The organism is Gelidibacter salicanalis, assembly GCF_007997285.1.
GTDB lineage: Bacteria > Bacteroidota > Bacteroidia > Flavobacteriales > Flavobacteriaceae > Gelidibacter > Gelidibacter salicanalis.
In genome coordinates, this window is the sequence record NZ_VORX01000003.1 from 1 (window position 1) to 20,965 (window position 20,965).

The 20,965-nt window shown below is 38.3% G+C and carries 18 protein-coding genes and 1 tRNA gene; 9 read left to right on the forward strand and 10 right to left on the reverse strand.

What is annotated here, in order from left to right:
• The first annotated feature begins 312 nt into the window (after positions 1-312).
• From pyrH to ES711_RS06315, 7 genes are all read left to right on the forward strand, one after another.
• Positions 313-1,020 (forward strand): UMP kinase, encoded by a 708-nt coding sequence (gene pyrH / locus ES711_RS06285; protein WP_146891584.1) that lies wholly within the window; start codon positions 313-315, stop codon positions 1,018-1,020.
• Between the two features lie 62 nt (positions 1,021-1,082).
• Positions 1,083-1,640 carry a ribosome recycling factor gene (gene frr, locus ES711_RS06290; protein ID WP_146892848.1) on the forward strand — a complete coding sequence of 186 codons (558 nt, stop codon included), beginning with the start codon at positions 1,083-1,085 and terminating at the stop codon, positions 1,638-1,640.
• A gap of 60 nt (positions 1,641-1,700) precedes the next feature.
• Entirely contained in the window at positions 1,701-2,984 is a 1,284-nt protein-coding gene (locus ES711_RS06295) for a hypothetical protein (protein WP_146891587.1), read from the forward strand.
• 49 nt (positions 2,985-3,033) lie between these two features.
• Positions 3,034-5,424 carry an efflux RND transporter permease subunit gene (locus ES711_RS06300; RefSeq protein ID WP_146891590.1) on the forward strand — a complete coding sequence of 797 codons (2,391 nt, stop codon included), beginning with the start codon at positions 3,034-3,036 and terminating at the stop codon, positions 5,422-5,424.
• A 124-nt stretch (positions 5,425-5,548) separates the two neighbouring features.
• Positions 5,549-6,982 (forward strand): asparagine--tRNA ligase, encoded by a 1,434-nt coding sequence (gene asnS, locus ES711_RS06305; RefSeq protein WP_146891592.1) that lies wholly within the window; start codon positions 5,549-5,551, stop codon positions 6,980-6,982.
• Between the two features lie 128 nt (positions 6,983-7,110).
• Positions 7,111-8,571 carry an RNA polymerase factor sigma-54 gene (rpoN, locus tag ES711_RS06310; protein ID WP_146891595.1) on the forward strand — a complete coding sequence of 487 codons (1,461 nt, stop codon included), beginning with the start codon at positions 7,111-7,113 and terminating at the stop codon, positions 8,569-8,571.
• Positions 8,568-9,176 carry a hypothetical protein gene (locus tag ES711_RS06315; RefSeq protein ID WP_146891597.1) on the forward strand — a complete coding sequence of 203 codons (609 nt, stop codon included), beginning with the start codon at positions 8,568-8,570 and terminating at the stop codon, positions 9,174-9,176. The genes rpoN and ES711_RS06315 overlap by 4 nt, the downstream gene beginning before the upstream one ends.
• Before the next feature lie 52 nt (positions 9,177-9,228).
• Here ES711_RS06315 and ES711_RS06320 read toward each other — a convergent pair whose 3' ends face one another.
• The 8 genes from ES711_RS06320 to ES711_RS06355 form a co-directional block, all read right to left on the reverse strand.
• The gene (locus tag ES711_RS06320) at positions 9,229-9,927 is read right to left on the reverse strand and encodes a porin family protein (protein ID WP_146891600.1); all 699 of its coding nucleotides are present in this window, start codon (positions 9,925-9,927) and stop codon (positions 9,229-9,231) included.
• 200 nt (positions 9,928-10,127) lie between these two features.
• Positions 10,128-10,604 carry an ExbD/TolR family protein gene (locus tag ES711_RS06325; protein WP_146891603.1) on the reverse strand — a complete coding sequence of 159 codons (477 nt, stop codon included), beginning with the start codon at positions 10,602-10,604 and terminating at the stop codon, positions 10,128-10,130.
• 20 nt (positions 10,605-10,624) lie between these two features.
• Positions 10,625-11,224 carry an ExbD/TolR family protein gene (locus ES711_RS06330; protein WP_146891606.1) on the reverse strand — a complete coding sequence of 200 codons (600 nt, stop codon included), beginning with the start codon at positions 11,222-11,224 and terminating at the stop codon, positions 10,625-10,627.
• Between the two features lie 2 nt (positions 11,225-11,226).
• Entirely contained in the window at positions 11,227-11,679 is a 453-nt protein-coding gene (locus tag ES711_RS06335) for a hypothetical protein (RefSeq protein ID WP_146891609.1), read from the reverse strand.
• A gap of 21 nt (positions 11,680-11,700) precedes the next feature.
• The gene (locus ES711_RS06340) at positions 11,701-12,477 is read right to left on the reverse strand and encodes a MotA/TolQ/ExbB proton channel family protein (protein WP_146891612.1); all 777 of its coding nucleotides are present in this window, start codon (positions 12,475-12,477) and stop codon (positions 11,701-11,703) included.
• Between the two features lie 195 nt (positions 12,478-12,672).
• Positions 12,673-12,760, reverse strand: a tRNA-Ser gene (locus ES711_RS06345).
• Positions 12,761-12,832: 72 nt separating this feature from the next.
• Complete coding sequence (locus tag ES711_RS06350) at positions 12,833-13,864, reverse strand: asparaginase (protein ID WP_146891615.1); 1,032 nt, start codon at positions 13,862-13,864, stop codon at positions 12,833-12,835.
• Positions 13,865-13,867: 3 nt separating this feature from the next.
• Positions 13,868-14,638, reverse strand: coding sequence for a TatD family hydrolase (locus tag ES711_RS06355; RefSeq protein WP_146891618.1), 771 nt, complete (start codon positions 14,636-14,638; stop codon positions 13,868-13,870).
• 233 nt (positions 14,639-14,871) lie between these two features.
• Here ES711_RS06355 and ES711_RS06360 point away from each other — a divergent pair, with 233 nt between their 5' ends.
• Both ES711_RS06360 and ES711_RS06365 read left to right on the forward strand, forming a co-directional pair.
• Positions 14,872-15,339, forward strand: a complete 468-nt coding sequence (locus ES711_RS06360; protein ID WP_146891621.1) for a retropepsin-like aspartic protease — start codon at positions 14,872-14,874, stop codon at positions 15,337-15,339.
• A gap of 58 nt (positions 15,340-15,397) precedes the next feature.
• Complete coding sequence (locus ES711_RS06365; protein ID WP_146891623.1) at positions 15,398-16,021, forward strand: response regulator; 624 nt, start codon at positions 15,398-15,400, stop codon at positions 16,019-16,021.
• A gap of 784 nt (positions 16,022-16,805) precedes the next feature.
• Here the strand turns inward: ES711_RS06365 and odhB are convergent.
• Positions 16,806-18,077: a 2-oxoglutarate dehydrogenase complex dihydrolipoyllysine-residue succinyltransferase gene (gene odhB, locus ES711_RS06370; protein ID WP_146891626.1), complete on the reverse strand. Its 1,272-nt coding sequence runs from the start codon at positions 18,075-18,077 to the stop codon at positions 16,806-16,808.
• 71 nt (positions 18,078-18,148) lie between these two features.
• On the reverse strand, positions 18,149-20,908 hold the full coding sequence (locus ES711_RS06375) for a 2-oxoglutarate dehydrogenase E1 component (RefSeq protein WP_146892850.1): 2,760 nt from the start codon (positions 20,906-20,908) through the stop codon (positions 18,149-18,151).
• Between the last annotated feature and the right edge of the window lie 57 nt (positions 20,909-20,965).

Here is a 20,965-nt window from a genome sequence, read left to right on the forward strand (position 1 = left end):
GCGAGCAACATGTGACCATTGAAAAACAATAAGATTGAACACATGAATCGAGCTTGCTGAAAATTGTAAAACCTAGAGCAATGGTTATTAGCGAGCAACATGTGACCATTGAAAAACAATAAGATTGGACACATGAATCGAGCATGCTGAAAATTGTAAAACCTAGAGCAATGGTTATTAGCGAGCAACATGTGACCATTGAAAAACAATAAGATTGAACACATGAATCGAGCTTGCTGAAAATTGTAAAACCTAGAGCAATGGTTATTAGCGAGCAACATGTGACCATTGAAAAACAATAAGATTGAACACATGAAATACAAAAGAATCCTCCTGAAATTATCTGGCGAAGCATTAATGGGAGATCGTCAGTACGGGATTGACCCGCAACGATTAGAAGAATATGCGGCAGATATTAGCGCCATCACCAAATTGGGTGTAGAAGTAGCCATAGTTATCGGTGGAGGAAATATTTTTAGAGGTGTTGCAGGCGCAAGTAACGGTATGGATCGCGTACAAGGCGACCATATGGGCATGCTGGCAACCGTAATTAACGGATTGGCTCTGCAAAGCGCTCTAGAAGATGCTGGCATCCCAACCCGCTTACAGTCTGCAGTGCATATCAATCAGGTAGCAGAACCTTTTATCCGAAGAAAAGCGATGCGTCACCTAGAAAAAGGCCGAGTGGTCATTTTTGGTGGTGGTACCGGAAATCCGTATTTTACTACAGATTCAGCAGCGGTATTGAGAGCTATAGAAATTGAAGCAGACGTAATTTTAAAAGGAACGCGTGTAGATGGTATTTACAATACCGATCCTGAAAAAGACAACAGCGCGGTAAAATTTGACCACATTACTTTTGATGATGTATTGCGCAAAGGCCTTAAAGTTATGGATACTACTGCTTTTACCTTAAGTCAGGAAAATGAATTGCCAATTATTGTTTTTGATATGAACAAAAAAGGAAATCTCTTAAAAGTGGTTTTAGGCGAAAAAATCGGAACTAAAGTTAATTTATAACCCTAAAACAAAGCCATCTGGCTCATTTTTTGAACTGTTTTAGAATTTAAAATTTTTTAATGATGAACGAAGACATTAAATTTATATTGGATAGCACACAAGAAGCCATGGACAGCGCCATTAAGCATCTTGAAAAACAATTTACAAACATTAGGGCTGGGAAAGCTACACCGGCCATGTTGGGAAATGTAATGGTTAATTATTATGGGTCACAAACGCCCCTAGCGCAAGTAGCCAATGTGAACACGCCTGACGGAAGAACAATTTCTGTACAACCATGGGAGAAAAAGATGCTTCAAGAAATTGAAAAGGGGATTCAGATTGCAAACTTAGGGTTTAACCCAATGAATAATGGCGATTTGATTATCATCAATGTACCGCCACTAACTGAAGAACGTCGTCGTGAATTGGCCAAACAGGCTAAGGCTGAAGCTGAGGATGCTAAAATTGGGGTGCGTAGTGCTCGAAAGGATGCCAATACTGAGATTAAAAAACTAGAAGATGTATCTGAAGATCTTCAAAAAGATGCTGAGCAAAGCGTACAACAACTTACCGATAAGTACGTTAAAAAAATTGACGATTTCTTAGAAGCAAAAGAAAAAGAGATCATGACCGTATAACTATAAAGCGATTTCCAAATCGCTTTTTTTAGCTTTACCTAATCCTTATAAAACCTCGCGATGCAAAAATACTGTGCTTATCTTTTATTTATGGTTTGTTTATGGTCCGCACAGGCGCAAGTCCCAACAAAAGTTGGAGACACACTCACGGTCGTTCAACAGGATTCCATTAAAAAAAGCAAATTTTTCAAGCAAATTGGCAATGGGTTTTTCCCAACAAAATTTATCGATATTGATTTGCGCTATCTGTTTAAATTCAATCAATATGAAGGTGTACGGACTGGATTGGGCGGCCGTACCAATGAAAATCTTTCAGAGAAATACCGTGTAAATGGTTACGTGGTTTACGGATTTAAGGACCATACTTTTAAATATAGTGTTGGCGGCGGATTCCGGGTTTCTGAACCTACCGACACTTGGATCAATTTAGATTATACCGATGATCTTCAAGAAACAGGCAGCTCCACTTTTTTGACGGACAAACGTTTCTTTTCATTTTTTGAGCCCCGGCTACTGAATATCAACCTCTTTCACCATCACATTACCAAGGCCATTTCAGTAGAACACAGAATTACGCCCTATTTGCTTTCTGAAACCGAATTCTCCAGAAGCAATGTGACCACTACATACGATTATACGTTTTTTGTTGATGACAAGGCATTCAAGGAATTCAGATTGAGCACTGCACAAATGTCCTTACAATGGAATCCTTTTAATACGTTCGAAACTGTTGGGGATGTAGAGGTGGAGAAAGAAGGCTACCCTAATTTCACCCTACAGATGACTCGGAGTTTTAAAGATGTGATTGGAGGCGATTTTAATTTTTTTAAGGCCGACTTTAGGACGATTTACAAATTAGACCACACTGCCGATGGTAAATCTTTTACAGAAGCAACGCTCACCAGTGGGATTGCCACAGGTAAAACACCCTTGACGCATTTATACCACGCTTACCCTAACAATATTGATAAAGAAACCATTCTACAACGGTTTTCTGTAGCCGGCATCAATAGTTTTGAAACCATGTATTTTAATGAGTTTTTCTCGGATAGGTTTGCTACCCTTCAATTGAAACATTACTTAAAACCATTTAACATTGCAAAAAAAATGCAACCGCAAATGGTGCTCATTTCGCGTTTTGCCATTGGCGACATGCATGATATTGACCGGCATCAACAGGTGACATTTGGCACGCTCGATAAAGGCTATTCTGAGGCAGGCTTTGAAATCAATAAAATATTATTCGGATTCGGACTGAGTTTTGCCTACCGCTATGGCGGGTACCATTTACCGGAATTTACTGATAACGTCGCGGCCAAGTTCACTTTTAATATTTCATTATAAACGACCGGCAAATCTATTTTTTCATAAATTTGCTATTGTACAAAATGCCATGTCTAAATTATCTACAAAAAGTTTTTGGGAAGCTGTAGCGCGATTGATACTGCGAAACAAGATCATCATTCTGATCGGTATTGTATTGATAACGCTGCTTTTCAGCACCCAATGGAAAAACATGCGCTTCACATTTACAGAAGCCAATCTTTTGCCAAATGACCACGAGGTCAATCTTACCTACAATAAGTTTTTGGATATTTTTGGAGAGGAAGGCAATCTTGTGGTGCTTGGCGTTAAGGATTCCTCACTTTATACGGTTGAAAAGTTAAACGCTTGGAACAGACTTTCAGAAAGCTTTAAGCAGTATGATGAAGTTGAGACCGTGCTCAGCATACAAGATTTACAGAAGCTCGTCAAGAATACAGATCTGCAAAAGTTTGACTTGCAACCCTTCATAAAGGACTCGTTGACCTCCTTAGCGCAAATAGACACCTTGCAGCAAGAGCTGTTTCAACAATATCCATTTTACGACAATTTCCTATTTAATAAAGAAACCCGTACCATAAGAACCGCTATCTACCTTAAAAAAGATATTGTCAACACTGCCGCCCGGAAAGATTTTATTATTGACATCCTAGAAGCTAACGTAAAGACGTTTGAGGAAACTTATGATTTAGATGTCAGAGTTTCCGGAATGCCGTACATCCGAACGCTAAACTCCCAGAGCATTGTCGATGAGATTGGCCTGTTTATTGGCGCGGCCTTATTGGTTACGTCCTTTATCTTCTTTTTGTTCTTCAGATCCGTCAGAGCGACGCTCATTGCGCTGTTGGTGGTTTCCGTAGGGGTGATGTGGACTTTCGGGATTATCGGACTTTTGGGCTACGAAATTACCGTACTCACTGCCTTAATTCCTCCATTAATAATTGTCATAGGGATTCCTAACTGTATTTTCCTGATCAATAAGTATCAGCATGAGGTGAAATTGCACGGTAATAAGGTAAGATCATTACAACGGGTTATCACCAAAATTGGGAACGCCACCTTAATGACCAACATGACTACGGCATCAGGTTTTGCAACGTTTATTTTAACTGAAAGCACTTTATTAAAAGAATTCGGTATTGTCGCCTCGTTGAGTATCATCTCCATATTCATTCTGTCCATACTGATCATCCCAATCATCTATACCTTTTTACCGTATCCTAAAGAGCGCCACCTAGACCACTTTAACCGACGTTGGACCACCGGATTTGTCAATTGGATGGCCCGCATGGTTAAAGAACGTCGCATCACCATATACATTACTGCGGTAAGTTTATTGACCTTGAGTTTGGTCGGTATTTTCCAGATTAAAATTTCCGGAAGTTTGATTGAGGATATGCCGCAAAACACGGAATTCTTTAAGGACATCCGCTTTTTTGAAGACGAATTCAATGGGATCATGCCGTTGGAAATCATGATAGATACCAAACGCAAAAAAGGGGTCATGAAATTGAGCACGCTCAAACGCATGAACGAGCTGGAAGAGTATATTAATAACATTCCCCAACTCTCCCGCTCCGTATCTGTAGTCAGTTTGGTAAAATATTCCAAGCAGGCTTATTATAACGGAAATCCAAAATACTACCAACTTCCAACAAGCCAGGAAAACAGTTTTATATTGTCTTACGCTAAAAACTCAAGTACGGAAGCTGACCTTTTAAAGAGCTTTGTGGATAGTACGGGCCGTTATGCTCGGATCACTACCTTTATGAAAGATATTGGTACGGACAAAATGGAACGTATTGAAGAAGGCATTCAAACTGAAATTGATAAATTATTTCCGGAAGAGCAGTATGAGGTCATCATGACCGGAAAGGCCTTAGTTTTCCAAAAAGGCACAAAATATTTAGTAAAAAATCTATTTATTTCCCTCTCACTGGCCATTTTGTTAATTGCACTTTTTATGGCCTATTTGTTCCGATCGTTCAGAATGATTGTCGTGTCCTTAATCCCCAACCTATTGCCGCTCCTCATCACGGCTGGTCTGATGGGATACTTGGGAGTACCTATAAAACCTTCTACTATTTTGGTGTTTAGTATAGCCTTTGGAATTTCAGTAGATGATACCATTCACTTTTTGGCCAAATACCGTCAGGAATTGCAGGCTAATAATTGGAGGATTAAGAAGTCCGTATACGGTGCATTACGTGAAACTGGCGTCAGTATGTTTTATACCTCGATTGTATTATTCTTCGGGTTTTCCGTATTTACACTGTCAAGTTTTGGAGGGACGGTTGCCTTAGGAGCATTAGTTTCAGCCACATTATTATTTGCCATGCTCTCTAACCTACTGCTGCTACCATCCCTGCTGTTATCTTTAGAGAAAAGTATCGCCAACAAGCATACCTTAAAAGAACCTACAATAAACATCATTCCGGAAGAGGATGACACAGAAGCTTAAATTCTTCTATAAAACAGCCAAATTCCAAAAGAAGTACTTTCCATTTTGGAATTTGTTTTTTTAAATCTTTGGGGCTTGAAAGCCGCTTGGCTTTTTTTATCTTTGCACACTTAAATTTATAACAATGACATCAAAAACTGTTGCACAACTTTTAAAGGCCGATTTTAAATCGCAGGACATTGACATCAAGGGGTGGGTTAGAACCTTTAGAGCGAACCGTTTTATTGCTTTAAATGATGGGTCTTCACTTCAAAATATACAGTGTGTTGTTGATTTTGAAAATACGGATGAAAAAACTTTAAAGCGTATCACTACTGGTGCTGCTGTTCATATTAAAGGCGAATTGATTGAAAGTCAAGGAAAAGGACAATCTGTTGAAATTAAAGTTAACAAGATTATAATTTTAGGCGATTCTGATCCAGAGACTTATCCAATTCAACCTAAAAAACATTCGTTTGAGTTTTTACGTGAAAATGCCCATTTACGCACCAGAACCAATACGTTTAGTGCGGTAATGCGTTTGCGTTCCACCTTATCATTTGCCATCCATAAATATTTCAATGATAACGGTTTTTACTATATGCACACGCCAATCATTACCGGAAGTGATGCGGAAGGCGCAGGCGAAATGTTTCGTGTTACTGGATTAGATCCAAAAAACCCACCATTAACTGAAACTGGTGCCGTTAATTATAAAGAAGATTTCTTTGGCAAGGAAACTAATCTAACCGTTTCTGGTCAGTTGGAAGCAGAGTCCTACGCCATGTCATTAGGTAAAGTTTATACTTTTGGACCAACTTTTAGAGCTGAAAACTCCAACACCTCTCGCCATTTGGCCGAATTTTGGATGATTGAGCCAGAAGTCGCTTTTATGGACTTGGCTGGCAATATGGACTTGGCGGAAGATTTCCTGAAATCAGTATTAAGCTATATCCTTGAACACAATCGTGAAGATTTAGAGTTTTTGGAACAACGTTTACTTGACGAAGAAAAGACAAAGCCTCAGGCTGAACGTTCAGAAATGAGCTTAATTGATAAACTTAAATTTGTAGTGGATAATAACTTCAAACGCGTGAGTTATACAGAAGCTATTGATATCTTAAAGAATTCTAAGCCTAACAAAAAGAAGCAATTCAACTACATCATTGAAGAATGGGGTGCCGATCTTCAAAGTGAGCACGAACGCTTTTTAGTGGAGAAACACTTTAAATGTCCAGTCATTTTATTTGATTACCCAGCTAACATTAAAGCATTTTACATGCGCTTAAATGAAGATGGCAAAACCGTTCGCGCAATGGACATTTTATTTCCAGGCATTGGCGAAATGGTGGGAGGTTCGCAACGTGAAGAGCGTTTAGAAGTTCTTAAAGAAAAAATGAAAGCTTTAGAAATTGATGAAGAAGAACTGTGGTGGTATTTAGATTTGCGTAAATACGGAACCGCAGTGCATTCAGGCTTCGGACTAGGTTTTGAACGGTTGGTCATGTTTGTGACTGGCATGGGCAATATCCGTGACGTCATTCCATTCCCGAGAACACCGCACAACGCCGATTTTTAGTAAACCTTAAACCTTTTTTAGACCCTATTCAGAGCCGTCTCAAAAACGTAAATATTTCACAAAACAATCTATATTTATTACATTTATAGATTGTTTTTTCTATTTTAGACTAAAACCATTTTAAACGTATGCTAAAGCAGTATTTACAGTTCAAATTATCCCAAAAGTTGTCGCCGCAACAAATTCAGTTGATGAAGCTGATTCAATTGCCTACGCAAGCATTTGAGCAACGTTTAAAACAGGAAATGGAAGAGAATCCGGCTTTGGAATCGGGCAAGGAATCTGATGAACTGGATGATAGTTTTGATGAATTTGACAACACCCAAGAGGAGTACGATGATTCTGACCAGATTGGAGAAGACATCAACGTTGATGAATATTTGAGCGATGACGATGTCCCCGACTATAGAACCCAAGCCAATAATTACAGCGCGGATGATGAAGACAAGGATATCCCGTTTGCCGCTGGAACTTCGTTTACCCAATATTTGACCAACCAGCTCAACACCTTCAGATTGACCGATGACGAACGAGATATTGCAGAATTTTTGGTGGGCAGTGTCGATGAAAGTGGCTATATCAGACGTTCATTGGCTGATATTACAGACGATTTGGCTTTTACCCAAAATGTCTTTACGGACGAAAAATCGATAGAAAAAGTGCTTCATGTGGTCCATCAATTGGATCCTGCAGGAGTTGGTGCGCGTAATCTTCAGGAATGCTTAAGTATTCAATTGCACCGCCGGGAAAAAAATCCGGATGTAGAATTGGCTATTGAGATTATTGACAATGCCTTTGACCAATTTACCAAAAAGCATTACAAAAAATTAATCCAGAAGTTCGACATTACTGAGATGCAACTTAAAGATGCTATTGACGAGATTGAACGCTTGAATCCAAAACCAGGAGGTTCCTACTCTGGAAACAATAGAATTGTGGAGCATATCGTACCAGATTTTGCCATTAGAATTGTTGATGGCGAATTGGAATTGACCTTGAATGGTAGAAACGCTCCAGAATTGCACGTGTCTAGAGAGTATAGCAATATGATGAAAGGCTATAAGGAGGCAAAAGACAAGTCGAAATCTCAAAAAGATGCGGTCATGTTCATCAAACAGAAGTTAGATGCGGCCAAGTGGTTTATAGAAGCCATTAAACAGCGTCAGCAGACCTTGTTTGTAACCATGAGTTCCATTATGCATTATCAGAAGGAATATTTCCTTTCGGGGGATGAGCGCAAACTTAAACCGATGATTTTAAAGGACATTGCCGATGAAATTGAAATGGATGTTTCCACCGTATCTCGCGTGGCCAACAGCAAATACGTAGATACACCTTATGGCACTAAATTGATTAAAGAATTCTTCTCAGAATCCATGACCAATGACCAGGGCGAAGAAGTCTCTACGCGTGAAATTAAAAAAATATTGGAGACAGTTATTGAAGATGAAAACAAACGCAAACCACTAACTGATGAAAAATTGGCTAGCATTTTATTAGAAAAAGGCTACCCAATTGCAAGACGTACAGTTGCCAAATACAGAGAACAGTTAGATATTCCTGTGGCGCGATTACGCAAAAAAATATGATACACTATCTTTTAAAGAGTATCTCTTATATTTTCCACCCATTGATCATGCCCTTGCTTGGGGTGATTTTTTATTTTTCGAAAACACCACGATTTATTCCAGATCCTGTGATAAAGGCCAAACTGTTTTCAATTACCATATTAACACTGATACTTCCCATTCTACTCTATTTTTTGCTTAAAACCATAAAACAAGTCGAATCGCTACATCTTAAATCCACTAAAGAACGCCTTATCCCTCTGTTCTTAAATACGGTAATTATTGGATTAATTTTAAAGCGGGTGTTGCCTTATCACGAACTACCAGAATTGTATTACTTCTATTTGGGCATTCTGTTTTCTACATTAGCCTGTCTCTTCTTAGCTGTTTTTAAAATCAAGGCGAGCATTCATATGATTGCAAGTGCCGGATTTTTCATGTTTGCCCTCGCATTAAGCATACATTTTAAAATTAATATCAATGGGACCATTGCCTTAATGTGCATCATCATCGGGGCTATAGCAACGTCGCGATTGCACTTAAAAGCACATACTAATGTGGAGTTGATACTAGGCTTTTTTGTAGGCTTAGTACCACAACTCATTTTACTGAATTATTGGCTATAGTGCGCTTCAAACGAATTTTTATAAATGGCCTGAAAAAAGGTTAGGCTTAAAATTACAGCAGGTAAAACATCAATCCAATTTTAATACTATTCATGACGATAGACTTCCCATCAAGGCGTACAGTATCTTTAAAAATAGGATTGAGACCATAATAGACATGAAAGTTCCAAGTGGAGTAGCCCGCGCTTAGTGTGAGTCCGTATTGAAGCGCATCAAAATCGTCATTCGCATTCAATTTAATATCGGCCGCACTTCCAGTGAATTTGGACGTATTATGAAATACGTACCCCAATTTCACCCCAGAATAAATTCGCCAAAACTTATAGTCCTTGGCGGTAGACGTTCGCCATCGGAATTCTATAGGTAGCTCGAGGGCATAAGTCGTAAACTTATTTCTTTTGATGGTAATAATGCTTTCATCAATGATATCATAACTATACCCACCATCAGGCCCCTCTGAGATCAGGAGGTTCTGGTTATAGGAATTGGCTGAAAGCCCTAATCCTATCCCTATTGCGACGTTACGACGCTCGTTAATAGGCATATCCCTTATGACCCCAAAATGGACCCCACTGGAAAAACCACTTTGTTTGAGATCATTGGGAACGTTACCTAAAAGATTGTAGGTAAGTGAAAAGTAAAACTGATCTTCTCTATAATTATGGTCAACGAAGGTCGTATCTGTAGCCTGTTGTGCCAACATGAGCTGCGTGAAGCAACAACTAAGAATAAAAAAGATAGCACTTCTCATAGCACAAATATAATTGATAATATTGAGTATTTTGATATTGTAGTTAAAAGGAATGGTCTCCCAATTGATGATTTAATTAAATGAGAAGTCAGTCAGGATGGCGGGTAACATATCCAATACTATAAATGAAATGTAATCGCAAAAAAAAAGCATCCTACAGGAGTAGGATGCTAATACTATTTAACTAATACTTGTAGTTCTTAATTATCCGCTACATCACCTTTTTTAGTGGTGTAATTGATTTTCAACGCATTTTCTTTTCTAAGTTCCTGCTTAACATCACTTACCAGTCCCATATTGGCACCTTCGTCAACCTTAAGAGCAACGGTTAAAAATGGAATAAGTTCTTCTCTTTTAGAGGCTCTTTCAGAAGCAATAAAAGCTTTAATCTCAGAGAGATCTGCAAACTTATCATTTAATTGAATTCGTGATTCTTTACCATATTGAGCTTGGAAAGCTTCTTGAGGTTTTCCGATATAAATGTACATTACCAAATCCTTTTTATCTAGTTTTTCAACCTGATCAGCAAAAGGTAACTTGTTTTCAATCTTCAATGTCGTATCACGCATCGTCGTCGCCACCATAAAAAAGAACAGTAGCATAAATACAATATCAGGTAACGACGCTGTATTTATTGCCGGTAAATTGCCTGATTTCTTTTTATTAAATTTGGCCATATTGCTTTTTTTCTAAATTATTATTGCACTTCTGATAGCTTCTGAGGATATTCAATTTTAACCTTTTCGATTTTCTCTTTTAGGTCATCCTTGTTTCCAATCCAATTAACGTCAGCATAATTTGCTTCCATTTCCTTCAAGGTTTTCCCGTAAAGCTCCATAGCACGTCTATCTCTCAACTGATTGTAAGCGGCTACCAATTCATTTTGAACTGAAATATAGATCCCGTATTTAGTTTCTCTATCGTTCTTTAATGAAATGATGGCTTTATCAGGATTGTCAGATGATGCTGGATCTCTTTTACCTTTACAGTAAGTACAGCCATCAGTACCTGTTCCACCACCGTTATCTAAAAACTCGACAGCGGCTTTTCTCAAATCTTTAAGCTCCATCAATTGTTCCTCAACTAATAGTTGGTTGTTTCTGTTCAATTGAACCGTAAAGATATTCTTTTGCTTAATGATAGGTGGTTCCGTTTCAGTATCATCAATAGGAGGTAATTTTCTGTTTAACCCTGTATCTGTCTCAATAGTCGTGGTGACCAAGAAAAAGATAAGAAGTAAGAATGCAATATCAGCCATGGATCCTGCATTAACTTCGGGTGCTGATCTTTTTGCCATAATTACTTAGTTATTTTTTTAATTCCTGCCAATGCCATTGCTGCCGCAGCACCAACGATTAAAATGTAGAACGCTATTAAACCTGCACCTACCATATGCGCTTCGCCTTCAGTTGCTGGAGCTCCGTTATAGAGATATTTTCCTGCATCATCTCCGCTAGAGAATACGTATGCTATTATTAAGACTGCTGCAAAAGCGCCCACACCTATTAATGTGCTTTTTAAAGAACCTGTATTTGTAAACAGGTTTTTCACTACAAAAAACAGAACGAAAGCTAAAGTCAGTGCAAAAATAATGTAAGTTACAAAAGCCATTGGATCTATGATAGCGCTATCGCCATCAAGAGCTGCAGCTTTGATTGCTTCATCACCTTTTGAGATAATCATCACTAAAAAGATGATCCCTGCAAGGCCTAGAAGCGCAGCTACTATTTTTAATATTTTGTGTAAATTCATAATTTTCTTAAATTGTTCGGTTTATCTTTTGTATCTCACAAGCATATCCATCAATGTGATAGAAGCATCTTCCATGTCATTTACAATACTATCAATCTTAGCAATGATATAGTTGTAAAACACTTGAAGGATAATTGCTACAATAAGACCAAATACCGTTGTTAAAAGTGCTACTTTAATACCACCTGCAACAAGTGAAGGTTGCATATCTCCAGCAGCTTCAATTTTATCAAAAGCTTGAATCATACCGATTACAGTACCCATAAACCCAAGCATTGGAGCTAAGGCGATAAACAATGAGATCCACGATACGTTTTTCTCTAATTGGCCCATTTGAACACCACCGTAAGCAATAACAGCTTTTTCAGCAGCATCTAAATCGCCGTCCGCTCTATCTAAACCTTGGTAATAAATAGAAGCAACAGGACCTTTTGTATTTCTACAAACTTCCTTAGCAGCTTCGATACCACCTGATTGTAAAGCATCTTCTACATTTTGAACTAATTTCTTAGTGTTTGTAGTTGATAAATTTAAAAAGATAATTCTTTCAATGGCAATTGCAAGTCCTAAAATTAAACAAAGCAATACAATACCCATAAAGCCAGGGCCACCTTCAATAAAACGTTTCTTTAATTCTTGATGAAACCCAAGTTCTTCAGCCTGAGCCGGTGTCTCGTCTTGAGTTACTGTTGCAACGGTTGTAGTCGCCATTGATGCTGTAGCCGCATAGTTATTTGCACTTACAGTTCCGAAAGCCATGATTCCTGCAATGGCTAGGATAGAAAATAGTCTTTTCATTGTTCTGATCTTAAATTTTATTAGTTAAAGTGTTAAAGATATAAAAAAATTGCAATTAAAAAATAAAAATGCGGGAGAGACTAAGAGATTTAATGATATCTCAATGCATTACTCCCATTACGGTAATGCAATATTGTTACAATTTAAAAGGTTGACTTCTATCAGAATCGTCAACCTATAAACTGAATTTAATTGCAGAGAGGAAGGGATTCGAACCCTCGATACCCTTTTGAGGTATACACGCTTTCCAGGCGTGCGCCTTCGACCGCTCGGCCACCACTCTAAAATTTAGAACTTAATTGCTGTGCCAAATAACGAAAAAATCTTTTAGGGCAGAAAATTTTAAGCGTTAATTTTAAGACATTTCTCCTCTTAAGGAGGTTTCAAATATGGTTTTGAACGTTTTAGAGGAAATTTTTTCTCCCAACATGTACATTAATTTGGTCACTGCAGCTTCTGTTGTGATGTCTTTTCCTGAAATTACGCCCATTTTTTTCAATTGGGAACTCGTTTCATACTGTCCCATATGAACACTTCCACCCGAACATTGGGTTACATTAATTACAGGAATGCCATTTTTAATGGTCTTTTTAACCAGGTCAAGAAACCATTCTTCTGTCGTCGTATTTCCAGCACCATAAGTTTCTAAAATAATTCCTTTTATAGCGGTGGACGATAACATGCACTCCAAAACTGGCTTAGAAATGCCCGGAAACATTTTAATTAAGGCAATATTATTTTCGAGTTTCTTGTGAATTTTAAAAGTTTTACGTGTATTAGGCTTAAAAAGATGGTCTTTAGACACCTTTAAATGCACGCCTGATTCTGCCAAATCTGGATAATTTAAAGATTCGAACGCTTCAAAATGTTCAGCGTTGATCTTGGTGGTCCTATTGCCACGGTATAATTTGTACTCAAAATAAAGGCCCACTTCCCTAATAACAGGCTTGCCTTGATAGTGCAAAGAGGCCATTTGTATGGATGTAATCAGATTTTCTTTGGCATCTGTACGCAAATCGCCAATAGGCAGTTGGGAGCCAGTTAAAATTACCGGTTTTGCCAAATTTTCGAGCATAAAGCTCAAGGCTGATGCTGTATAACTCATCGTATCACTGCCGTGCAACACTACAAAACCGTCAAAAGAGGAATAATTATTCTCAATGACTTCCGCAATCTGTATCCAATATTGGGGGTTCATATTGGAAGAATCAATGGGCTCCTCAAAAGAATACGTGGTAATCTGACAGTCCAACAACTTCAATTCGGGTATTTTTTTAATCAAATTGCTGAAATCGAAGGCTTTTAAAGCTCCGGACTCAGCATGTTTGATCATTCCGATGGTACCACCTGTATAGATTAATAAGATATCGGGCTGTAGGTTGGACATAGATTATAGTTTAAAAATAACTTTAGAGTTTTCTGTGGTAATTTCCGCAATCTGAGCTGCAGGCATTTGGTATAGTTCGGAAAGTTTTTCCAAGACCTTTATAATGTAGGCACTTTCATTGCGTTTTCCTCTATAAGGTGTAGGTGATAAATAAGGCGAATCTGTCTCAAGGACGATGTGCTTCAAGTCGATTTCATTCAGAAACTTATCAATGCCGCCATTCTTAAAGGTTACAACGCCCCCAATGCCCAACTTCATATTAAAAGACAGCGCGCGTTTAGCTTGCTCAAAGGTACCAGTGAAACAATGGAAAATACCAAATAAATCGTTTGATTGCTCCGTTTCCAATACCTCAAATATCTCATCAAAAGCATCGCGGCAATGTATGACGATTGGCAACTGATACTGTTTAGCGAGTTTTATTTGATGTTTGAATGCTTCTTTCTGGATTTCTAAGGTAGTCTGATCCCAATACAAGTCAATTCCGATTTCTCCAACAGCGACAAACTTTCGTTTTGCTAAGAGTGCTTCCACATGGTGCAATTCGTCCTTATAAGTATCCTCTTTTACAGATGTGGGATGCAAGCCGGTCATCAAATGAACATGTTCTGGAAAATCGGCCTCCAACTGCAGCATGGCCTCAGTATAAGTGGAATCAATAGCAGGAATAAAAAATCGGGTTACATTGGCTGCAAGGGCACGTTCAATCATTGCTTTACGATCCTCATCAAAAGCGTCACTGTATAAATGGGTGTGGGTATCTGTAATAATCATGGTGCAAAAGTATAGGTTCTTTTACAAATAATTGCACTTCCTTCTCCGGAGAATTCAAAGTTAAAGTCCAAGTTTAGAGCATCACTCCGGGGAATCTTAAAAATCTCAAAAAAAATTATTTTTAGAGTTTTACCGAAAATACCATGGCGTTGGGGGCACTTCATATTTATAATTTCCTTAGGAGGCTAGCGCGTATAATTATGCTATTTTTAATGTTTTAAATAAAAAAACACATGACTCTAAAAAATGATCAGATTCCCACGTCTTTAAAAGACTTTCTTTTAGATAAAGGCTACATCAAGGTAAAACTTAAATTGACCAAGACCAATCATTTTGAAATTAAGGCGACCATAAATGGTGTCAAAGGCTTGTTCATTTTAGATACAGGCGCATCCTATTCGTGCGTGGGCTTTGAAGGTGTTGAAACCTTCAAATTGACTGCTAAAGATTCAGACGTTAAAGCTGCCGGTGCGGGCGCTACAGATATGCTCACCCAACTTTCCAAGAAAAATAAGATCAAAATCGGGAAATGGAAAAAAGATAAAGTCGCCTTGGTGCTTTTTAACCTCACCCACGTGAATACCGCCCTACTACATCATAATTCGCAACCCGTAGATGGCATTATAGGTGCTGACATTTTAAAAAAAGCAAAAGCTGTAATTGACTATGAGAAGAATAATGTGTATTTAAAAATGCCATAAGCGGGGTGTTTTTTTATGGCAAAGTACTACCTTTAAGATCCCTAACCATAAATAGCCAATGCAAGCCTCTATACTCATAGCAGACGATCACCCTCTCATTCTTAAAGGTCTGACCGATTTTTTGGTGGAAAAAAATTACAATCTTGCTGGAAGTGCCACTAATGGTAAGGAAGCGCTCGAAATGATTGTTTCACAACAACCGGACATTGCTATTCTCGATATTCAAATGCCCTATTTGACGGGTCTACAAATTGCTCAAAAATGTAAAGATTTAAAACTACACACAAAAATTGTACTGATAACTTTTGAAAATGATGAAGCCGTCTACAATCAGGCAAAAGACTTAGAAATTTACGGCTATGTACTGAAAGAATTTGCACTTGTAGAAATAGAAAATTGTATCGCTGCAGTTTTAAAAGGCAACTCCTATTTTAGTCCTGAACTGATCGAATATCTAGAGATTAATGAAGTACCGGAAGCGTTAGAAACCCTCACCCCTATGGAGAGAGAGGTGCTCAGGCTGATTGCTCAGAATAAAACTGCTAAAGAAATTGGAAACATTCTTTTTACCTCCAGCAGAACCGTTGAGAAACATAAAAGCCATCTCATTAAAAAACTCGACTTAGAGTCCAAGTCAAGCAGTTTGGCGCTTTATGCTAAAGAAAACGAAGCCTTCCTGTAAAAATACGTAGTTCTACGTATTGTGGGTTACGCTCTTAATGGCGACCTTTATGCTGCTATTAATCATTCTCATAAGAGAACCAAGAAGAGCTCTATTTGCTTATTTCATCTAAAGCTTTTTAAAACAGACATACTCATGAAATCGCAATCCAGCTTTACGAATATTTCTTTCGCCTTAGGATTGATTCTGACTTCTATGTTGGTAATCTTATTAAATATTCTGGTTGCTTTTTTATAATCAGATAATTTTCAGTCAACAAGCGCATTCTCCATCAGAATGCGCTTTTTTTACACTTAAATCTTACAAATACCCTTAAAAATACGTAGTTCTACGTATTGTATACCACCCAAATAATGACGAAATTTACAATGCTATTAATTCTTAGGGGAATTATTTTATAGAGCTCTGGATTGTCATTGATTCAGGGCTCTATTTTTTTTGCAGCTTGGCTACCTAAAAATACGTAATTCTACGTATTGTTCAGTGTCACTCTATGAGATAAATTTACGTCTTCAGCTCAACCAGGTCGATACTCATCAATTAGTTTATTACACTAGCCGCGTATGGACTAAAACACACCAGTCATAAAAATTGCACTTATCATGGAAAACCAAACTAAAAAAATCAACAGAACCCTCATCATTACGTTGATTGTTAGCGCTGTATTAATTATTACCGCCAATATAATAGTTACCTTCTTCTATACACCATAGACTACCAAGCAAAAAGGGGCGCTTTATTACAGAGCACCCCTTTTATGATTAAAATAGTTTATACTCTAAACTTATAACTCTAAAGCTCTCTTTACATCATTATCCATAAGCAATTCTGTCGGATTTTCTAAAGCTTCCTTAATAACTACCAAGAATCCTACACTTTCCTTTCCATCAATAATTCTGTGGTCATAAGATACGGCCAGGTACATAATTGGTCTGATTTCAACATGTCCATCTATAGCTACTGGACGTTCCACAATATTGTGCATTCCTAAAATTGCACTTTGTGGTGGATTGATAATTGGGGTAGACAACATACTTCCAAATACACCACCATTGGAAATCGTAAATGTCCCACCTGTCATTTCATCAACCGTAATTTGACCATCGCGTGCTCTAATTGCTAAACGCTTTACTTCAGACTCAACGCCTCTAAAGGTTAAGTTCTCAGCATTTCTGATGACCGGAACCATCAAACCTTTAGGTCCTGATACCGCGATACTGATATCACAGAAATCGAAACTGATCATTTCCTGACCATCAATCATAGAGTTTACTGCAGGATATTCTTTTAATGCTCTTACTGCTGCAAGAGTAAAGAAACTCATAAAGCCTAAACCAACGCCGTGCTTGCTTTTGAAGGTTTCCTTATATTCTTCACGTAATTTAAAAATTTCAGTCATGTCAACCTCATTAAACGTGGTCAACATAGCGGTTTCGTTTTTAGCTGATACCAAACGCTCTGCAACTTTACGACGCAACATGGATAATCTGGAACGAGATTCACCACGTTTCCCACCCGTTGGCGTTCCCATTGATGGTACCGCTTTAACGGCATCCTCTTTTGTGATACGTCCATCTCTTCCTGAACCACTAACGTCTGAAGCAGACATGTTCTTTTCAGCTAATACTTTTTTAGCTGCGGGACTTGCCACACCTGAAGCGTACGTTTTTTGGGAAGGATTTTCCTGTTTCTTAGAGTCTTCCTTATTTGGAGTTTCCTTTTGCTCTTTCGCTAATTCTTTTTCAACATCTTTATCTCCTGAACCTTCATCGCCTGTCGACTCAGATTTTTTAGAATCTGAATCACCACCAGGTTTTTCAGCTGCAGTATCAATTAAACACACTACTTCACCAACGGCAACAGCATCACCTTCTTCTGCCTTTAAGGTTATAATTCCGCTGGCTTCAGCAGGAAGCTCTAAAGTTGCTTTATCACTATCTACCTCAGCAATAGCCTGATCTTTTTCTACATAATCGCCATCTGCAACTAACCAAGCTGCAATTTCTACTTCTGTAATGGACTCTCCTGGTGAAGGAACTTTCATTTCTAAAATCATAGTTCTTATTGTTTTTTGTAACCTATTGGTTTGCGTTGTTGAATTCCCGCCTCAGCAGGAGTATTTTTTGTTTATCGTTGGTTATTTTTTGTTTTGTCAAAGACAAAGTCGATCACTTCTTTATGACGACGTTTAGAACGGGTTGAACTTCCTGCCGCCGGCGCACCATAAGCACGTCTTGACGCAATTCTGAAAGATTTTGATTCCTCAAAATGCATCATCAGGAAACTATAAGCTCCCATGTTACGAGGCTCTTCCTGTGCCCAAACCACATCATCAGCATGCTCATATTTCTTTAATATTTCACGCATTTGCTTGGCTGGAAGTGGAAACAATTGCTCAATTCTTACTAAAGCAACATCATCTCTCTTTTGTTCTTCCTTGACCTCTAAAAGATCATAATAGAATTTTCCAGTTACAAATACTAACGTCTTTACTTTCTCTACGGCTGCTTGTTTATCATCGATGACCATTTGGAAACTTCCGTTTGCAAATTCATCTACCGTTGACACCACTAATGGATGGCGCAATAAGCTCTTAGGGGTAAATATAATTAGCGGCTTTCTAAAGTTTGCCTTTACTTGCCGTCTTAACAAATGATACATGTTTGCCGGCGTTGTACAATCTGCAACATACATATTGTCGCTAGCACACAACTGTAAATAGCGTTCCATACGCGCGGACGAGTGCTCTGCTCCTTGACCTTCATACCCATGCGGCAATAGCATAACCAAGCCGTTTTGGAGCTTCCATTTATCTTCTGCGGCAGAAATGTATTGGTCCAACATGATTTGTGCACCGTTGCTGAAATCTCCAAACTGTGCTTCCCAAATGGTCAATGTTTTCGGGCTAGCCATAGCGTAACCATAATCAAAACCAACCACCCCGTACTCTGAAAGTAACGAGTTGTAAATATAAAATTTACCTTGAGTATCGCTGATGTGATTCAACAATACAATTTCTTCTTCACTATCTTCTACTTTTACCACAGCGTGACGGTGGGAAAACGTACCACGTTCAATATCTTGTCCTGACATGCGCACATCATGGCCCTCTTCTAACAAAGTTCCGTAGGCTAAATGCTCTGCCATTGCCCAATCCAGCTTATTGTCATCAAACGCTGTTTTACGAGATTTTACGAGACGCTCAATTTTACGGATGAACTTTTTATCTTCTGGAAGATTAGAAATAACATCGGCAATTTTTGTCAACTTATCTTCTGGATAAGTGGTATCAACCGCTTCCATCATTTTATTCTCATCAGCACTTTCATACCCAGTCCATTCATCTTGCATAAATGGGGTAATAATTGTTTTTTCTTGCTTGCGAGAATCTTCCAATTCTTCTTCTAAGGTTGCTTTATAAGATTCTTCAAGTTTTTGAACAAAATCCTTATCTACAATACCTTCTTTTATTAATTTTTCAGCATAAATATCTCTCGGGTTTTCATGCTGCGCAATTGCTTTATATAATTTTGGCTGGGTAAAACGAGGCTCATCACCTTCATTATGTCCGTATTTTCTATACCCTAAAAGATCAATAAACACATCGCGTTTAAAAGTCATTCTAAAATCTAATGCAAATGACATGGCGTGCACCACTGCCTCAACATCATCAGCATTAACGTGTAACACTGGAGACAAAGTGACCTTGGCAATATCCGTACAATAGGTACTGGAGCGTGCGTCTAGGTAATTTGTGGTAAACCCTATTTGGTTATTAATGACAATGTGTATAGTTCCATTGGTTTTGTAACCATCCAAATTCACCATTTGAATGACCTCGTACACGATACCTTGTCCTGCAATAGCTGCATCTCCGTGCACAATGATTGGCAATACTTGAGATGGGTTATCACTATATTTATCGTCTTGTTTTGCTCTGGCAATACCTTCAACCACCGCGCCTACAGTTTCTAAATGCGAAGGGTTTGGAGCAATATTTAAGTTTATTTTCTTCCCACCTTTAGACTCTCTATCACTCGTCCAACCTAAGTGGTACTTTACATCACCATCAAAAATTTCTTGCTCATAATCTTTCCCGTCAAATTCACTGAAAATATCTTTAGCAGATTTTCCGAAAATATTGATCAAGGTGCTCAAACGGCCACGGTGCGCCATGCCCATCACAAATTCCTTTACGCCAAGATCTGCCGCATTTTCAATAAGCGTATCCAAGGCTGGGATTAAGGACTCGCCGCCTTCTAAAGAGAAGCGCTTTTGTCCTACATATTTGGTATGCAAAAAGCTTTCAAATGAAACCGCTTCATTAAGTTTCGTGAGGATGTCTTTTTTCGATTCAGCTGAAAAATTTGGCTGATTATCATTGATATTCAGCTTTTTCTGAATCCATTCAATTTCTTTAGGACTGCGGATGTACATATATTCCACACCAATTGAAGAGCAGTAAATTTTCTCCAAATGATCAATAATACTTTGTAAGGTTTGAGGTCCGGTTCCTAAAATTTCTCCAGCAGAAAATAGTGTGTTCAGATCTTCTTTTAAAAGTCCGAAATTTTCAATTGCCAAAGTAGGCTCGTACTTGCGACGCTCTCTTACAGGGTTAGTTTTGGTGAATAAATGACCTCTATTTCTATATCCGTCAATTAAGCGTACCACATTGAATTCCTTTTGCATGTGCTCAGGAACATCAGGTGAGATACATACGTCGCCATCATTATAAGTGGCTTCGCTGTTTTCTGAACCAAAATCAAAACCTTGAAAAAAGGCTCTCCAACTCGGTTCAACTGTATCGGGATTTTGTAAATATTGGTCGTATAATTCAGCAAAGTGAGCTGAGTGAGCGGCGTTTAAAAAGGAATATTTATCCATCATTTTTTGTAAAACGTTCAGATGTTTTCAAATTTTAGTCAAAAATACAACTTTTAC